The 16,945-nt window shown below is 57.7% G+C and carries 12 protein-coding genes; 8 read left to right on the forward strand and 4 right to left on the reverse strand.

The window, feature by feature from the left end:
* From QM649_RS13715 to QM649_RS13750, 8 genes are all read left to right on the forward strand, one after another.
* The coding region (locus tag QM649_RS13715) for an alpha-amylase family glycosyl hydrolase (protein ID WP_415199613.1) at positions 1-1,097 on the forward strand (1,097 nt) is incomplete at its 5' end.
* 153 nt (positions 1,098-1,250) lie between these two features.
* Positions 1,251-3,536, forward strand: a complete 2,286-nt coding sequence (locus QM649_RS13720; RefSeq protein ID WP_415199614.1) for a glycosyl hydrolase — start codon at positions 1,251-1,253, stop codon at positions 3,534-3,536.
* A gap of 560 nt (positions 3,537-4,096) precedes the next feature.
* On the forward strand, positions 4,097-5,305 hold the full coding sequence (locus QM649_RS13725; RefSeq protein WP_415199615.1) for an acyltransferase domain-containing protein: 1,209 nt from the start codon (positions 4,097-4,099) through the stop codon (positions 5,303-5,305).
* A 182-nt stretch (positions 5,306-5,487) separates the two neighbouring features.
* Complete coding sequence (locus QM649_RS13730; protein ID WP_415199616.1) at positions 5,488-6,174, forward strand: 4'-phosphopantetheinyl transferase family protein; 687 nt, start codon at positions 5,488-5,490, stop codon at positions 6,172-6,174.
* Between the two features lie 54 nt (positions 6,175-6,228).
* Positions 6,229-6,549 (forward strand): hypothetical protein, encoded by a 321-nt coding sequence (locus QM649_RS13735; protein WP_415199617.1) that lies wholly within the window; start codon positions 6,229-6,231, stop codon positions 6,547-6,549.
* A gap of 13 nt (positions 6,550-6,562) precedes the next feature.
* Complete coding sequence (locus tag QM649_RS13740; RefSeq protein WP_415199618.1) at positions 6,563-7,429, forward strand: alpha/beta fold hydrolase; 867 nt, start codon at positions 6,563-6,565, stop codon at positions 7,427-7,429.
* Complete coding sequence (locus tag QM649_RS13745) at positions 7,426-8,637, forward strand: glycosyltransferase (protein WP_415199619.1); 1,212 nt, start codon at positions 7,426-7,428, stop codon at positions 8,635-8,637. The genes QM649_RS13740 and QM649_RS13745 overlap by 4 nt, the downstream gene beginning before the upstream one ends.
* Positions 8,634-9,899, forward strand: coding sequence for an MFS transporter (locus tag QM649_RS13750; protein ID WP_415199620.1), 1,266 nt, complete (start codon positions 8,634-8,636; stop codon positions 9,897-9,899). The genes QM649_RS13745 and QM649_RS13750 overlap by 4 nt, the downstream gene beginning before the upstream one ends.
* 30 nt (positions 9,900-9,929) lie before the next feature.
* Here the strand turns inward: QM649_RS13750 and QM649_RS13755 are convergent, their stop codons facing one another.
* The 4 genes from QM649_RS13755 to QM649_RS13770 form a co-directional block, all read right to left on the reverse strand.
* Entirely contained in the window at positions 9,930-10,904 is a 975-nt protein-coding gene (locus QM649_RS13755; RefSeq protein WP_415199621.1) for a glycosyl hydrolase family 18 protein, read from the reverse strand.
* 74 nt (positions 10,905-10,978) lie between these two features.
* Positions 10,979-12,238 carry a D-tagatose-bisphosphate aldolase, class II, non-catalytic subunit gene (locus QM649_RS13760; protein WP_415199622.1) on the reverse strand — a complete coding sequence of 420 codons (1,260 nt, stop codon included), beginning with the start codon at positions 12,236-12,238 and terminating at the stop codon, positions 10,979-10,981.
* A 41-nt stretch (positions 12,239-12,279) separates the two neighbouring features.
* On the reverse strand, positions 12,280-13,365 hold the full coding sequence (locus QM649_RS13765; protein WP_415199623.1) for an amidohydrolase family protein: 1,086 nt from the start codon (positions 13,363-13,365) through the stop codon (positions 12,280-12,282).
* 141 nt (positions 13,366-13,506) lie between these two features.
* The gene (locus tag QM649_RS13770) at positions 13,507-16,770 is read right to left on the reverse strand and encodes a carboxypeptidase regulatory-like domain-containing protein (protein ID WP_415199624.1); all 3,264 of its coding nucleotides are present in this window, start codon (positions 16,768-16,770) and stop codon (positions 13,507-13,509) included.
* Positions 16,771-16,945: the final 175 nt, after the last annotated feature.

Consider the following 16,945-nt stretch of genomic DNA (forward strand, 5'->3'; position numbering starts at 1 on the left):
ACTGGGTTAGCGATCCGCCAGAGCCGGACTGGTTCCATGGCAGCAAGGCCAATCACCGCGTCGCACAGGGCGACTTCGCTCCCCTCGTCGATCCTCACTCGCCGTGGCGGGATCGTCGTGACGTCACCGAGGGATGGTTCGCTAACACGCTGCCGGATATGAACCAGGAGAACCCCGCAGTCGCGAAGTACCTGATCCAGAATGCAGTCTGGTGGACGGAAGAAGGCGGTCTCGATGGCCTGCGAATCGACACTTTTCCCTATGTCGGACGCCCCTTTTGGCAGGAATTCCATGCCGAACTGCGTCAGCTCTATCCGCAGTTGACGACGGTCGGTGAAGTCTTCAATGGCGACCCCACCATCACCTCCGCCTACGCCGGAGGAGTCACCCGCGCCGGCGTGGATACCGGTCTCTACACACCTTTCGACTTTCCCATGCACTTCGCACTGCTGAAGGTCTTCGCGCAGAAGGCCCCGATGACGGAGATCGCCGATGTGCTTCGCAAGGACGCACTCTATCCTCACCCGGAGCGGCTGGTGCCATTCATCGGCAATCACGATACGGCCCGCTTTCTAAGCGAAGCGCATGGCGACCAAACCGCGGAGCGGCTGGCGACAGCGGTTCTGCTCACGACACGCGGCATGCCGGAGCTCTACTCCGGCGATGAGCTGGCCATGAGCGGAGGCGATGATCCCGACAACCGGCACGACTTCCCCGGTGGGTTCACAGGCATGAAGCAGGATGGATTCAGCCCGGGTAGCCGCACCGCGGAACAACAGGCCATGTACGCATGGACGAACCAGCTCCTGGCCCTGCGCGCGCAGCATCCGGCATTGCAGACCGGCGAAGAGCAGATCCTCTATGTCTCGGACGACGCCATCGTGTATCTGCGTAAAGAGGGTGAGGAGCGCGTGCTGGTCGCGGTGCATCGCGGAGCCGAGGACGTCACCCTTCACGTCAAGACGGCGATGACCGACGCGGAAAGATGGAACTCCACGCAGAATCTGCTGGGCGAGGGCTCGTGTTCTGCAGAGGCGAATGGATTAGCAATTCACCTGCCCGCGAATTCAGCTTTGATAGTGAAGCTTTCGCAATAGTCCTTCACGGCGCGGGCGAACACGCGCCGGCTCACAACGGCCTGCAGCCGAGTGCTGCAGGCCGAATTTTGTTTGGACGACGAAGAAGCAAAGCAGCCTGCTGTATTCAAATTGGAAACAATTTTCTATACGATAACGGTGCCGAAGATATCGATGCCCGCGACCGTATTGCATCCTGCCGCCGCCGCATCAGAGATGATGGTTCCCACGATGCCGCTTCTGAATCGCGCCGCCTGCCTGCTCCTCATCACAGCCGCTGCTGCCATCCCTTCGCGCGCGCAGACGCCGAAACCCTGGCAGCAATTCAGCAATCCCACAGTAAAGCAGCTACGCGCCGCGTGGAAAACGCCGCCACCGGAATACGGTCCGGAGCCGTACTACGGATTGAACGGCCCTGCGACCATCGAGACCGTGCGGCACGATCTGGACACCATGGTGCAGCTCGGCTTTCGCGCGGTCACGGTCCAGTGGGGACGAGGATCGGATCGCGCCTATCTCTCGCCCGAACATCTCGCCTTCTTCAAACAATTCGTCGAGGAAGCGAAACAGCGCAATCTGCGGGTATGGATCGTCGATGACGCCGGGTATCCCAGCGGCTTTGCCGGAGGAAAGATATCGGCAGAACATCCTGAGCTGCGTATGCAGGCACTCGTCGCGGCGATGCATGCCACGGTGAATCCCGGCGCAAGCTTCGAGCAGGCGATCACGCCGGAGACAGTTGCGGTTACAGCAATCGGCGCAAATGGCGAAAGCATGCAGATCCCGTTTTCCAACGGCCACGCAAGCTGGACGGCGCCGGCTAACGGCGGATCGTGGACGGTGTACGTTGTGGAGCATCAATATCGAACCTCTCCAACGCGCTCCGACACCAATCCCAAGGCCGTGAAGGATACCTCTCAATCTCTTGAGGACTATCTCAATCCGCAAGCGACCGCGGAATTTCTGCGGCTTACGCACGAGGCTTACTTCCGCGCCTTTGGCGATGAGTTCGGCAAAACCGTGATGGGCTTTCGCGGCGATGAGCCGGACTACTCCATCAGCGGGCTGCCCTGGTCGCAGGCGCTCTTCGATCGCTTCGAGCGCGAGAAAGGATACGATCCGCGCCCCTGGCTGGCTGCAATGCTGCAGGGCAAAGACGTGCCGTTGGCTGGCGAGCAGCTGCGGGCCAGGGCCGACTACGATGATGTCTTCGCCGAGATGTTTAGGGATGGATTCTTCAAGCCGCAGGCGGACTGGTGCGCGGCGCATGGCGTCGAGTATCAGGTGCACCTGAACCACGAAGAGATGCAGATACAGCTCGCGCACAGCGAGGGCAACTTCTTTCGCGACATGCGCTATGTGCAGGTCCCTGGCATCGACGCAATCTGGCATCAGATCTGGACAGATACAATCTCGGACTATCCGAGATTAGCCAGCTCCGCGGCCCATGTGTACGGACACCCACGCGCCTTCACGGAAAGCTTCGCGGCATATCGCCCGCTGCCGGATGTCACGATGGCTAGTTACATCCTCAATGAACAGTTTGCGCGCGGCATCAACCTCGTCGAGACGATGTACTTCCCTTCAACAGCTACGCCGGGCAAGGGCGGTCCCATGTCTTTTATGCGTGATCCCGCCTATCCCGCGCTGATGCACTATGCCGGACGACTAAGTTATCTGCTCTCGCAGGGCCATCCCGAGGCGAACGTGGCGTTGCTCCTGCCTGCCGAAAGCCTATGGATGGGCGACACCAAAGCTGACGACACCTTCGTAACGATGGAAAGAGTCTTATCGGAACATCAGATCGACTTCGACATTATCGACGAGGATGCCATCGGCAGCATTTTGAAGACCAGCCATGGAGCCTTTGTCTCCGCCAGCGGAAATCGCTACGAGACGGTTATCGTTCCGCGCGCATCTTTATTGCCACAGGCCGTGATCGAACGGCTCCATGACTTCGCCAACGCCGGCGGCCACGTACTTTTCATCGGTACGGCACCCTCATTCATAGCCGGTCAGAATGACTTGCGGGCTCGTGCTACGAACCCTGAAAGCTTTCCGTGGGCCATGACTGTCCCTGTGGCCCTGGCCCCGACGCCAACACCTCCGCAGTTTCCTCCAGCCACGCCTCCTGCTCCGCTCGAAGTCCCGCCGCTGCTGCTGCAGCGGTTGCAGGCGTCAGTGCCGAAACAACGCGCAACTCTAGCGAAACCCGATCCTGCCCTGCGCGTAGAAGTCCGGAGCATTCACGACGGCCAGCTTTTCTTCCTCTTCAACGAAAGCGACCGACCTCTCGAAAACCGCTTACAGCTGAACTTCAAAACGCGCCGCGTCGAGCGCTGGGATGCAGATAACGGCGGGACTGAGGATCTCAGGCTGGAAAGCCACAAATCACCCGAAGTCCAATTGCAACTGCCTCCCTATGGGACAGTTCTGCTGGTAGCACATCAGAGGCCATGACCTGCGGCAATATCGAAGCATATCGGCATGCAATGATTCCACTTAGATCAAAATGCCTCCGATATATCCTGATGTTATTGGTGATATCAGATGTTAAAGTAATCGAAAAATTTCGTCATTAGCTGCAATAAATCAATAAATGTACTGTTGTTTTCAGGCATTTTGCTGCTATAAATCAGGCAAAGATGTCGACATGAGACGACATCGACGAATAGATTTGGCATTCCGAATCGATCCGACATAGTTATTCAAGCATCGATCATCGACTGAGTCATCATTTCGCCAGAGATAAGGCTATCAGCCCTCGCATCCCGGGCGGCCTGTAACACTCATTCACCTTGACGCTTCACATATCGCATCACGCTTGACCTTTATTTTTTGCCCACTCACCACGGTGAGTGAATAAGCAAGCCGTCTTCCTATTAGTCGCAGCGCACACGATTTGCAGGCTCTTTCGGGCTCAAGGCCCATCTGCGCCTACAGTTCGAGCATTTGTTTCAACATCTGTCCAATATTCACGACGATTGAAATGCTTGCTGTCCGGGCATAGGAGAATTGCAATGAGCTGGACTTCCCCCCCACTATTGCTGCTCGCCGGTTCCACCGTCACAGACATCCAGGAACAGCTTGCGTGCGATGACGAGTCGATCCTGCGTCGATCCTCCCGTCAGCCAGCCGCAGCCGACGGTCCATTTCGCCTCGCTATCGTCGGTGCGGATAAACAGCGGCTCAATGTTGCTCGCCGGGTCGTCGCGGCCGGAGCCTCCTGGAGAGGCCGCAAAGATGTCTGGTTCTCGGGGGACGACCTCATCGGCAGGGGAGGCAGCATTGCTCTACTCTTTCCGGGCCTCGAGCAGAAGTTTAATCCCATGCTCGATGAGGTCGCCGATCAGTTCGGGCTTACTCGCCTGGATATAGATGAGCGCGAATACAGCGTGCTGAACCACTCCATCTCGCTGCTCCATGTCGGACGCTTCCTTGATAGCGTCGTACGCCGCATGGGCATCGAACCGGCAGCCATCGCAGGGCACAGCATCGGAGAGTGGAACGCCATGGTCTCTGCGGGAATGATTCCATCAAGTTCGCTCGACGCATTCCTCTCTAGCTTGGATCCCGCTGTGTTTGAGCTGCCGGATTGCGTCTTTGCCGCCCTTGGATGCGGAGCAGATATTGCGGAGGACGCGATTCGGGGCATAGCGAACGTTGTCGTTACGCACGATAACTGCCCGCATCAGTCCATCATCTGCGGGCAGGAGGATGCCGTTATCGCTGCAGTGTCCAGGCTGAACGGGAAAGGAGTTGCGGCGCGCCTTCTTCATTTCCGCTCTGGATTCCACTCCCCTTTTCTTGCTCCATACATCGAACGAGTGGCAGGGATCGCAAAAACCCCTCTCCATCTCCCGCTGGTCCCAACCTGGTCCGCGACTACATCGCGGCCATTTCCAGAGGATGAAATCGCAACGCGCGAACTGATGATCCGGCACCTGCTGGAACCGGTTCGATTCCGTACTCTGATCGAGAATATGCACCACGACGGCATTCGCGCATTTGTGCAGGTTGGAGTTGGCAGCCTCACGAGCTTTGTGGAAGACACTCTCGCCGGTCGAGACTTCGTCACAGTCGCAACTACGATCCCCGGACAACCCGGTACACAGCAACTCTGCCGGGTTGCGGCCGCTCTCTGGGCTGAAGGCGCGGCACTGCGGCTCGACGAATTGACAGCAGACAGGAAACCGCTCGCGATGGAGCAGCTTTCTATCCCGGCATAGGCTACGGCCGGCACATTGCAGACCTAGTCGCTCCGTGGCAATAAGCTAGCCGGAAATCGTATGGTCTTTCATTCCGAATCTTGTACAGGAGATATGTCATCGTTCCGACACACCGCTCACTCGATAACTTCACCTCGGATCGAATGATACGGACAGTCTCCCATCTGGAAGCACACAGCTGGATGTGGCTCTCCGACCTGGACATATCGCAAGACCCTTGCGGCGGTGCCGATTTGTATCTCAACTGGAAAGAAATCGATATGTTGCAAGCGCGCGCTCCAAGGCATCGTCATCACTGGGTGATGGGCCGCATCGCGGCCAAGGATGCGGTGCGCCATCACCTCACGCACCGCGGCAGAGAGTGCCCATCTCCATCCGAGATCACAATTACATCCGAATCAGGAAAGCCCCCTATAGCGGCTCTGCCGAATGGCGATAAGATTCGTCTCTCTATCGCGCATAGCGGACATATCGCCGTTGCAATGAGCGGTGATACAGCGGTAGGGATTGATGCCGAAATACTGCGCGAGCATGCCCCTGGCGTGGAAGAACTGAGCTTGTCAGCACGGGAGCGACGCCTCCTGACGGCTGCGGCAACGCGCTATTCTTCGCAGACGAGGGATTCACGTTGCAGGCTTTTCCTGCGCTTCTGGGCCGCGAAGGAAGCGGTAGCAAAAGTCGCGGGCACCGGGCTTGCCGGTCGACTCTCCGATCTGGAAATTGTCAACGAACACCCTGACTACATTGGCGTTCAGCATCACCCAACCCAAACACATCATCGAGTACACACATTCTGGCTCACGTCATCCACATTCTTCCCGCCAGTAAACACAGAATACGTGGTCGCCTGGACAAGATGTGATCGATAGAAGATGCCCGCATCACCTGAAAAGCGCAGCACTCTCAATAGAAAGGAATCTGAAATGGAAGCCAGTTTGAATGCTACGTATATCGACAGCTCAGAGGAAGGAATTCTCACTCTCGTCCGAAAGCATCTTGGTGTTGTGATTGGCGATCCCGACTTACTCGCCACGGAGATTGAAATGAACACAAAGTTTGGCTCCGACCTTGAGCTCGAGAGCATTGAGTTCATAACTCTGGCCGACCGACTGAAAACAGAATTTGGCGATCGAGTGAACTTTGTGACCTTTCTGTCAACCAAGAACGTCGACGACATCATTTCTCTCAATGTTGGTGACGTCGTCGATTACGTATCTAACTGCCTGCATCAGGCGAAAGCCTAGGACGGATACTGCGATGATCGAAACCCTCCCCAGCGGTATAAAGCTGCATGTTCAGGATCTACCTCCGGCCTCCGGAGTAGCGCCAAGTGGAAAGACCGTCGTCCTGATTCACGGCCTCATCATCGATGATCTTTCCAGCTACTATTTCACGCTCGCGAATCCCCTTTCGATGGCAGGACATCGCGTCATCATGTATGACCTTCGTGGCCACGGCGCATCCGATCGGCCGGCAACCGGCTATTCCGTAGCAGATGGGGTCGATGATCTACGAGAACTCCTGATTCAAATGAAGATTCAAGACCCCGTGCATCTCGTCGGCAATAGTTATGGCGGAGCCATCGCCATGGGGATGGCAGTCACTTATCCCGAGCTTGTTGCGGACGTCGCACTGATCGAGGGACTGTATGCCGATGTCAGGTTCGGAGAAGAGATGTCCGAAACCCTGGGCTTCCTGAGTAAGTGCATCTACGAACAAAAGTGGCGTGACTGGCTCGCTGCTCGTGATCGCAAGACGAATAAGGTGGCGCAGCGCGGCATATCTCTGATTGACAACACCACCATTCGCGAAGACCTTCTCTCGACCGCACCGTATCCGAACATATGCCTGCAGGCATTGCAGATTCCGCTTCTTGCTATATACGGCAGCGCATCGGATATTTTCTGGCGCGCACAGAAACTAGCCGCCCTCGTTCCGCAGACCCGTCTCATCGTGCTGCCTGGCCTGGATCATCGTGTGCTATTCAATGCTTCTCCGTACGTGGCCCGCGTTCTGGAGTGGTGGCTGGCAGGGCATACAGGAGAAGCGCCGATGTGGATCCCGCCGGATATTCCTTTTGAGCCTGCGCCTCTCAGTCGCGCGATGTTACTGGATCAGGCATGAGCCGATTCCTTTTCATAGTGCCACCACTCACAGGCCACATTAATCCGACAGTAGCCGTGGGAGCGGAACTTGCCTCAAGAGGTCACGAAGTTGCTTGGACGGGACCAGCCTTTGCGCTCGCCAAGCTGCTGCCGGAAGGAGCAATACTCTTTCCGGCAGATGAGGGATTTTCTGCATCTGACATGCAGCGCATCGCTGAGATAGGACGTGGCCTTCGCGGCGCGGAGGCTTTCCGTTTTCTCTGGAAGGACTTCATCCTCCCGCTCGGAAGAGCGATGCTTCCTGCAGTCGAGCGGGCAGTCTACGCATTCCAACCACACACGCTCATCGTCGATCAGCAGGCGCTGGCCGGCGCTGGCCTCGCGCGGGAACGCAACTTATGCTGGGCCACATCTGCCACCACCTCTTCCGATTTAGTCGATCCATTCGAGACCTTTCCGCTTTTTGCAGACTGGCTGCGGGACGAACTGATCTCCTTCCAGCAGGGATTAGGTATCTCGCACGAATCAGCATCGGTGGGCGATCTTCGTTTCTCAGAACATTTGGTCCTGGCATTCAGTACAAAAGAGCTGGTTGGAGATACAAATACATTTCCTAAAGAGTGGCTATTTGTCGGCCCAGCGATTGAGAAGCGGCCTGGCGCCGCAACATTCCCGTGGAATTGGCTCGATCCCGCCAGGAGGCATGTCCTGGTCACGTTAGGGACTATAAGTGGCGCGATCGGTCATACGTTCTTTGCAAATGCTATCGCCGCAGCGCAGCAGATGCACGAACACATTCAGATGATCGTGATTGCACCCGACGGCGTTGTGCAGGCCGTCCCGCCTAACGTAATCGTATTGCCGAGCGTTCCACAGCTCGAACTTCTACCTCACATCGACGTGGTTGTATGCCACGCAGGCCACAATACAGTTTGTGAAACGCTGGCGCATGGAATCCCACTGGTCGTTGCACCCATCCGCGATGACCAGCCCATCATCGCCCAACAGGTTACAAACTCGGGCGCGGGAATCCGCATGAAGTTTGGGCGAGCGAAGATAGAAGACTTCGTAAACGCACTTACAGCAGTCCTGACGGATGATTCTTACCGGGAAAGCGCGAGAGTCATTCAGGATTCATTCCGCAATGCGGGAGGATCGGCGAAAGCGGCAGCAGCCCTCGAGGATCTGGCGCTCCGCTCCTCTCTCAGCATGGCCATAGCCGGATGAAGCGCGGCGTATTCTTCATCTTCACCACTGTCTTTCTCGACATGCTGGCGCTGGGACTGGTCGCTCCTTCCCTTCCGCAACTCATTGCAGCGCTTACCCATGGCAGCAGCGCCCGAGTAGCCATCATTTTAGGCAACTTCGGCACAGTCTTCGCTCTGATGCAGTTCCTTTTCTCGCCCGTGCTTGGAACGCTTTCAGACCGCTTCGGACGCCGGCCCATCATCCTTCTTTCTAACTTTGGCTTGGCCGTCGATTACATCCTGATGGCATTGGCACCATCTATCTCGTGGCTGATGTGCGGTCGGATACTCGCAGGCATAACATCCGCCAACATGACCGCAGCGAATGCTTACATCGCAGACAAATCTGACTCGGGAGAAAGAGCGAAGGAGTTTGGATATCTTGGAGTCGCATGCGCACTTGGATTTATTGTGGGGCCCGGTATCGGGGGCACTCTCAGCCACATGGACGCGCGTCTGCCATTCTGGTTTGCAGCCCTTCTCAGTTGCTCGAATGGAATATGCACGCTACTGCTGCTCCCGGAATCTTTACCAGCAGTTCAGCGACGCAATATTTCCTTCCAACAACTCAGCCCTCTCACCAACCTTCAGATCCTTCGCAACAACCCGCAACTCCTGCGGCTCTGTTCTGTCACATTCCTCAACTCTCTTGCCGGTGTAGTGCTGCCATCTCTCTACGTGCTGTACGTAGCGGATCGATTTCATTGGGATTCGCGATCAGCGGGGCTTTCTCTTATGCTCGCAGGCTTCAGCGCGATTCTTGCTCTGGCAACGCTTGTGAAACCGATCATTGCCCAACTGGGAGAGCGAGGAACCGTCGTACTAGCCCTGCTTTGCGGCGCTACAGGGATGACCATCTTCGGATGCGCCGAAAACGGAATGTTGTTTCTTGCGGGCATTCCCCTCTTCGCACTATGGGGACTGGCGCCGGCCGCCGCCCAAAGCTTTATGACACGCAGCATCAACGCAACGGAGCAAGGGCAACTGCAGGGCGCGCTGGCAAGCATTTCAGGAGTAGCCACACTCTTCGGCCCTGCGCTCTTTACCGGCATTTACTCCCATTCATGCCTCGCACGCGCCTGCAACGATCATCCACTATGGAGCATGCCTGGAGCGGCATGGTTGTGCTCTACGATCCTTCTTCTTTGCGCGGCAGGACTCATGTTGTCTGTCTCCGGAACACGCGTAATCGAGGACTCGATGAGCCGCGCAACAATAGAAACCTCGACAGCAGCCTTGTGAAAGAATTTCCTCCACGCAGAAGAAATAAGGCTAGAAGTGATCTTCGATCACTTTCCGTAGTGAGTGTGGCGCAGGTGCATCGCTGAGTAATTCCCACACCATCACGCCTCCATATTTCTTTCCGAGCTCGACCTCTGCCGCCATAGTGCTCTCTCCGACATAGCGAAACGCCTGCCCGTCATCGAGTGCCCCTCCACCAACAATGTTCACCTTCCACGCATTCGCATATGCGGAGGCAATGGCCTTGTAGCTCTCCTCGCGAGAGTCGTCTTCTGTTGAACCAAAGAACGGCACGCCAAGCACCAATTTCTCTGCGGGAACTTTCTTTTGGACTGCATAGAACTCCAGTGCGTCCTTAGCTGCGGCATAGGAGGAGTAATTCATTACATTGAGCAGGTCGAATTGCGCAAGGGCGGAATCCGGCATGGACGCCTGAAGATATTTCGCAACAGCCGCTGTCACAAAACGCCCTTCGGGGTGGAATGTCGCGATCAGAGCATTCGTCATGGCTAGGAACGGCTGGCCCATGTTACTGGCGTCTTCGATATCCAGATCCACGCCGTCAAAGTTGTACTGCTTCACAAATGCATCGAGTGACGCCACGAGAGGGGCGACAAGCCCGGCGTTATAGAAGGCGATGATGCGCTGATCGCCTCCACCACCACCGATCGAGGCAGTGACTTTGACACCCGTGGCATGCGCTGCCAACACAATGGCACGCAGATCGTCCCCGTCCTGACCTTTCACTGCGAAGCGCATGTCGCTCGCGGAGCTACACACGCCGTCACACTGCGGCGGATCGGCGAATGCGAGGTTGAGGTCGGTGATCTTGCCAAACGGAAGCGTCTTCGCCAGGTCGCGAAAGCGAACGCCCTCATCCGAAGCGACGTACATGACGAAACGGGGAGCAGTCGGAGTTGCCGGAATCTGAGCAATGCAAAGCGAGCCGCCTGCGAGGCTGCAAGCGGCCATAGCTATCTGAAAAAGGAAACGGTAGCTGGCCATGGGATCCATAGCCAGCTTAAACGTTCGGCGACTTCTCACATCCACAGAAGAGCCGAACGAGAGCATCCCGCTTGCTACTCCCTGCAGGCCCGCGCGTACTGCCGCAGCACCTCGCGGATATGGTCGCGAATGAGCGCCACGGGGTGGGAGTCGATCGCTCCGGCACGCAGCTTCGCATACTGTAACGGTAGATATTGGCTTATGAGCGTTTCAGGAATGACACGCGCCTCGAGATTCTGCACCAGCAGAGACACGCTCCGCTCGGCGGCAGGGCGATTCCAGTAATAACGGATACGATCGCTATAGCTGTAGGCCCGCAGAAGTTTCTGCTCTTCCGGTGTGCCATGGTAATGCGACTTCCAGTCGGCGGGCTCGTCGAGCATCACCTGCTCCAGGGTCTCGCGGAGATGCGAGCAGGATCCTGCGGGAACCAACAACTGCTCGATCTCCTCAAGCTCAAAGAGCGCTTCGCGCAAGGCGAACGTAAGCGCAGGACCGACCTTGAGGATTCCGAAATCATCCTCGACGAGCGCAACAAATGCCTGCGGCAGCTGGTAGTCAGTGGAATGCGCTTCAAATACCGTCGGACCGCCAGGTTTTTGCAGCGAGGCCACCAACTCCGCAGCCTTCGCGCGATCGTACTCGACAACGCCGTCATGGCCGAACTCGACACCCGGCTGCACAACAAGCCCGAGCACGCGCGACCAGAGATCGCCATTCTCCGACGTATCGAAAAGCTCACGATGAATCTGCCATGTATGCTCGGCATCCGATGCATGCGTCGGCACGAGCACGTCGAGGCTGTGCGTAGCACCGCCGGGGGTGGGCACCTCCGTGCCAACAATATAGACCGGAGCTTCCCCGCCCTCACGTGCAGCCTCTGCGACCTTCGCCAGGCGGATAGCGCGATGCGCAATGACATCGGGCGGCAGCGGCGTCGGGTCATCCGCGCAGGACATGCTTGCGTCAAGATGGATCTTTGTGAAGCCTGCCTTCACGTAAGCCTTGACCATCGCCTCGGCATTCTTCATGGCCTCTTCGGCCGGCAGGCTCTTCCACGGGTTCGGACCCAGGTGATCGCCACCAAGGATGAGCCGCTCTTCCGCAAGTCCGGATTTTGTCGCAACGTCTGTTACGAACTTGCGGAAGTCGGCAGGCGTCATGCCCGTGTATCCGCCGAACTGGTTCACCTGGTTGCAGGTTGCCTCGACAAGCAGCAGCGATCCATCTTCCAGCGCCTGCTCAACTGAGGCTTCAATGACCCACGGATGGGCAGAGCAGACCGAGTAGATCCCGCTTCCCTTCCGCGAAAACAGCTTTTGTAACCGATGCATATCTTTTCTCTTCGTCCCTGTAAATCCTGTAAGCGCGGCCGCTACTTCGGCAGCCGTAGCGCGTTTTCGCGATAGATCTTACGCAGCACATCCTCTGGTAGGTCGAGCCCGCAGATATTCCAACGTCCCTGCCTTGAGCTATGCGTCGGATAATCGAAATATTCATCCGCCGTCTCGAGGAAACGGTAGTAGAGCCGGTACATCTCCACTTCCGGCAGCAGATCGGAGCCAAAGAGGATGCGGTCCGCGTAATCGATGAACAGCTTGCGTGCGGAATAGGGCTGGCGGCCAAGCTCCGAGGCGCGCGCACTGAAATCAAGGAGCACATTCGGGCTGCGGTCCAGCAGCTTCCGCACACGAGGCAGGTTCTCACCGCATTCGCCCACATGCGCCAGCACAAAGGTCGTCTTTGGATGCCTTGCAATCACGTTGTCACGCTGGTCGAGCAGTTCATACTTGCCCCACTTCGCGCCGTAGAAACTCCAGTCCGGATGCGCCGCAAGCTCCTCGTAGCGCTCATTGTTCGCGTCGATCGGGAGGAAGAAAGCAGCCGGGTCGGCGATGTGGAACATCACCGGGATGCCAAGCTCGGCGGCCTTATCAAAGATCGGCGCAAGGCGCTCGTCGTCGACGCGCATCAGCTCACCGCTCGCATCCTTGATACCAAGTCCGAGGTCCTTCCAGAATTTGAGGCCACATACACCGCGCTCGACAAACCGCTCGAGGCGATCACAGGAGACCTGCGCAAAGTCCGGCCGCTCGACGCCGCTCCAATCCATCCAAGCGATCACACCAAAGCGGTCGCGGTCCGCGGAAAGAAACTTATCGACAATGCGCAGCGCGGGCTCGCCCGTCTTCATGGTGATATTCACGACGCGCTCGATGTCGCACTCGTCCATCACGCGCAGCACCTCGGCTGGCTCCAGCGCATCCAGATGGTTGTGGTAATCGATGACAGGAAAGCGCGGCTTCGTGATCTCGTGCGGCTCCTGCACCAGCATGGAGCGGGGATGAAACTGGCTGAGCGGCAGGGTCACATCCGCTTTGGCGGAGACCATGGCGACAAACTTGTCCGTAGCTCCGGGCTCGGAGGGTGCGGAAGTGAGAGTGGTGGTGTTCTCGGTCATATACAAATCCTGGGGGGCAAAGCACCCTGTTTGGTCAGCCTACCGCGTTCCATGGGTGCATGGGTAAATCCGCGGCAACATCCATACGCAAAAAGACCTGCGCGGCGAACCCTCTGGCCGGGTCGCCGCGCAGGCATGCAACTAGAAGGTGATGCGAGCCGTAACCAGTCCGGCACGCGGGCCAGCCGTGGAGCTGGTCGTGGTGCTGGTGATCTGGCCTACGGAAGAATCGGTGATCGTTACATCCGGATCGCCGAAGTTGGTGTGGTTGAGCACGTTGGTAAAGCTGCCCTTGATCTCAAGCTGGCTTCCCCGGTAGAGCGCGAAGGTCTTGAAGAGAGCGAGGTTCACGTTGTTCATGTTTGGGCCCACAACCGTACCGAAGGCTCCGCTGCCGAAGGTGCCGTTCGCCGGAGTCGCAAAGGCCGCCGGATTGAACCACTCCGTCCGCGTGCGCTCGTGGGGATAAAGATTCTTCGCCACGCGCTGCGCTGCGCCGCTGAACTGGTTGGTGTTCGAAGGATCGGGGCCGCTGAATTCCGGCGTAAGGAAGTCACCGCTCTGCGCGAGGTACGCGCCGCTGATCTTCCATCCACCGATAAAGCGATCGACGATGCCGTTCTGATTGAAGAGCCACTTGCCATGGCCGAAGGGCAGCTCCCAGATGAGATTTGAGACGAAGCTCACACGGGGATCGTACTTGGCATTGCCCTTCTGCCGCGAGAGGTTGTAAGCATCCTCTGACGTAACGCCGCCATCGATGCCATTCGGCAGGCTGCTCTCATCGTCATCGGTGAGGTTCTTCGCCCACGTCAGGCCAGCCTCAAAGCTGAGACCGCCAACAAAGCGGCGATTCACCTCGGCGGAGAGAGCGTTGTAGTTCTCATAGCCGCCATTCTGGAAGAGGTAGACGTCATAGAAGTTGGGATAGGGCGAGTTGGCCTGGTCGTAAGCCGTGGTGCTGGCGTGAACCTGGTCGATATTACGGGCGAAGATCAGCTTCGCTGCGCGTGTGCCCACATACGAGAGACGGAAACCGGTGTTGAAGCCGAGGTTCTGCTCGAGCGTGAGGTTGAACTGCTGCACATAAGGGTTGCGCATGTTCTTGTCGAGCATGTCTCCGCCCACCGCACCCAGCAGACTATCCTGCGCGCCGCTGTTGATCGGGTGCTGGAAGCTCACCAGCGATGAGTTGCCGCTGATGGCATTCGAGTAGCTCACGCCCACACCGAAGGGTCCGCCATAGAGATAGGAGAAGAGCGCGGCGCTCAGCTCATCGTTGTAGATACCATAGCCGCCGCGAATCACCGTGTTGTCGTTGTTGAACGGGCGATAGGCGAAGCCCAGGCGCGGATAAATCGCCGTCTTAAACGAGTTGCGCATGCTGCGGTCCGGGTAACCCGCCTCGGCTGCGGTCTCAATCGGAATCTGCGAGGGGAAAACCGTGTTGATGTCGCTCGCAATGCTTTCGTTCGGGATGACTACCGCGCCGGTCTTCGGATCGAAGGAAGCGATGATGTTGTTCTTGTCCACGGCCGGGCTATTGTAGTCGTAGCGCGCGCCCAGATAGACAGTCAGGTTCGGCTTCACCTTCCAGTCATCCTGCACAAAGCCGCTGAGGTACCAGAGCTGTGCATACTGCGGCGAGCGCGCATACGTATAGCTGGTCGTCTGCGGCAGGCCGAGCAGGAAGTCGGCATAGGCAAAGTTCGTGTAAGCGCCGGTGAAGCTATCGCTGCCGAAGGTTGGGTTGTAGTAGGAGTCAGCCTGCATCGGACGATACTCCACGCCGGCCTTCACCGTGTGCGAACCGTGCTGCCAGGTAATCTGGTCGACGAGCTGGAAGGTCTGCTCGGTGGGCTGGCTCTCCGTCAGCTGATAAGGCGAAGTGAAGTCGCTGATGGCGAGCGAGGGAATGCCGGTGAACTGCGAACCGACGGTCGGGAAACCCTCGATGCCCAGTTCATCGATGAGCGGCTGGCCGTGAATCGCGCCGCCGAAGCTATTGAAGGTATGCGTAAAGCCCACCTTGGCCACGTTGATCAGCGAGTTGCTCAGCACCCACGTATCTGAAATAACGCCCTGCCACGTCTGGCGGCGCTGCACGCGATATCCGGTGAGCGAAGGCGGCAGGCCGCTGTCGAGCACCTCGGGCGAGGAGCGGATGTAGCCCACACGCGCGAACATCGTGTTGTTCTGCGAAACCTGGTAATCGCTGCGCAGGTAATAGCGGTTCGTGTAGACATTCTGCGGATAGGTGCCGCGGAAGTTCGAGATGTAGTTGTCAGCCGTGCCGTAGTTCGGGTCCGGATAGAACAGGTTCTGCCACGTCTGTGCAGCGGAGCTGATCATCGAAGCCGGAATCTGGTTATTCGCAAAGGCCTGGCCGGTGTACGGATTGATGATGGTGATCGGGTTCGAGCCATTCAGCAGCGAAGAGAAATCACCGTTGCGGAAGTTGACCGTAGGCACGCTCGGGTTGATCGAGATCGGCTCGGCCTCGCGCAGGAATTCGCCCGATCCATAGAAGAACAGCCGATTGCGGAGGATCGGTCCACCAATGTCCGCACCGAAGTCGTCGGAGATCAGCTTGCCTACGCTGTCGGCAAAATAATTGCGCGCCTGGAAAGCGTTATTCGAGTAGTTGTCGAAGAGGTCGCCGTGAAACTTGTTCGTACCGGACTTGGTAACGACACTGATATTGAGCAGTTGCCCCATTTCAGCCTTGTTGTCGACGGCCGAGTACTCGACTTCCTGGATCATGCCGAAGGGAGGCAGCGAAGGCCCAACCATGTTGCCGTAGAGCGCAGAGTTGGAGCTGATGCCGTCCACGTTGTAGTACGCCTCGGAGCCGCGCGATCCGTACATCGACCAGTCATAGCTCGAGCCCGCCTGCGAACCGCCGGGGAGCAGCGTCGTGTAATAGAGCAGGCCGCTGTCGCCCGTCGCATCTGAAGTCGAAAGCAGGTTCGACGAAGAGGTGTTGAGGTTCTCCGATGAAACCGTGGTCGCAATCGAAGGCATATCTGTCTGGATCACCGGCGCGCCCGCGGTCACCGTCACCGTGGAGTTCGCTCCCTGCACGCTGAGGTGCGCATCGATACGCACGGTCTGCTGCGCGGCAATCACGGCGCCGGTGTTCCGATAGGCGCTAAAGCCTGCGCCATCCACTTCCACCGTATAGGTTCCCGGATCGAGATCCGGCACGCTGTAGTCGCCGCGCCCGTTCGTGACAACCTTACGGGTGGCAGTCGTGCCGTTGTTCGTCACCGTGATGGAAGCGCCGGGCAGCACGGAGCCGTCGGGCGTAGTCACCGTACCGACGAGATTGCCGACCGTAAGCTGGCCAAAGCAAAACGAAGGCACAAAAAGCAGCAGGGCCAGCAACACGGCAAAAACCGGCATTGAGGCCCTGGAAGTCCGGTCTTGCGCCGGGCGATGGGGGGTCTGACAACAGGGAGCGGGGAGCAAACTGGTTTTGCAATTCATTCTGAGTGCGCCTTTTCAGAACCGTCGTGAGATGAAGTAGCAGGGACCTGTAGGTCCAAAACAGTGGCCGAAAAATCTTTGTTACGGATAC

The organism is Silvibacterium sp., assembly GCF_047605705.1.
Lineage (GTDB): Bacteria > Acidobacteriota > Terriglobia > Terriglobales > Acidobacteriaceae > Silvibacterium.

Bases quoted from the DNA above. Each gene is read 5' to 3' on its own strand.
- QM649_RS13720 (WP_415199614.1), top strand. From the start codon at position 1,251: ATGCCCGCGACCGTATTGCATCCTGCCGCCGCCGCATCAGAGATGATG.
- QM649_RS13725 (WP_415199615.1), top strand. From the start codon at position 4,097: ATGAGCTGGACTTCCCCCCCACTATTGCTGCTCGCCGGTTCCACCGTC.
- QM649_RS13730 (WP_415199616.1), top strand. From the start codon at position 5,488: ATGTGGCTCTCCGACCTGGACATATCGCAAGACCCTTGCGGCGGTGCC.
- QM649_RS13735 (WP_415199617.1), top strand. From the start codon at position 6,229: ATGGAAGCCAGTTTGAATGCTACGTATATCGACAGCTCAGAGGAAGGA.
- QM649_RS13740 (WP_415199618.1), top strand. From the start codon at position 6,563: ATGATCGAAACCCTCCCCAGCGGTATAAAGCTGCATGTTCAGGATCTA.
- QM649_RS13745 (WP_415199619.1), top strand. From the start codon at position 7,426: ATGAGCCGATTCCTTTTCATAGTGCCACCACTCACAGGCCACATTAAT.
- QM649_RS13750 (WP_415199620.1), top strand. From the start codon at position 8,634: ATGAAGCGCGGCGTATTCTTCATCTTCACCACTGTCTTTCTCGACATG.
- QM649_RS13755 (WP_415199621.1), bottom strand. From the start codon at position 10,904: ATGGCCAGCTACCGTTTCCTTTTTCAGATAGCTATGGCCGCTTGCAGC.
- QM649_RS13760 (WP_415199622.1), bottom strand. From the start codon at position 12,238: ATGCATCGGTTACAAAAGCTGTTTTCGCGGAAGGGAAGCGGGATCTAC.
- QM649_RS13765 (WP_415199623.1), bottom strand. From the start codon at position 13,365: ATGACCGAGAACACCACCACTCTCACTTCCGCACCCTCCGAGCCCGGA.
- QM649_RS13770 (WP_415199624.1), bottom strand. From the start codon at position 16,770: ATGCCGGTTTTTGCCGTGTTGCTGGCCCTGCTGCTTTTTGTGCCTTCG.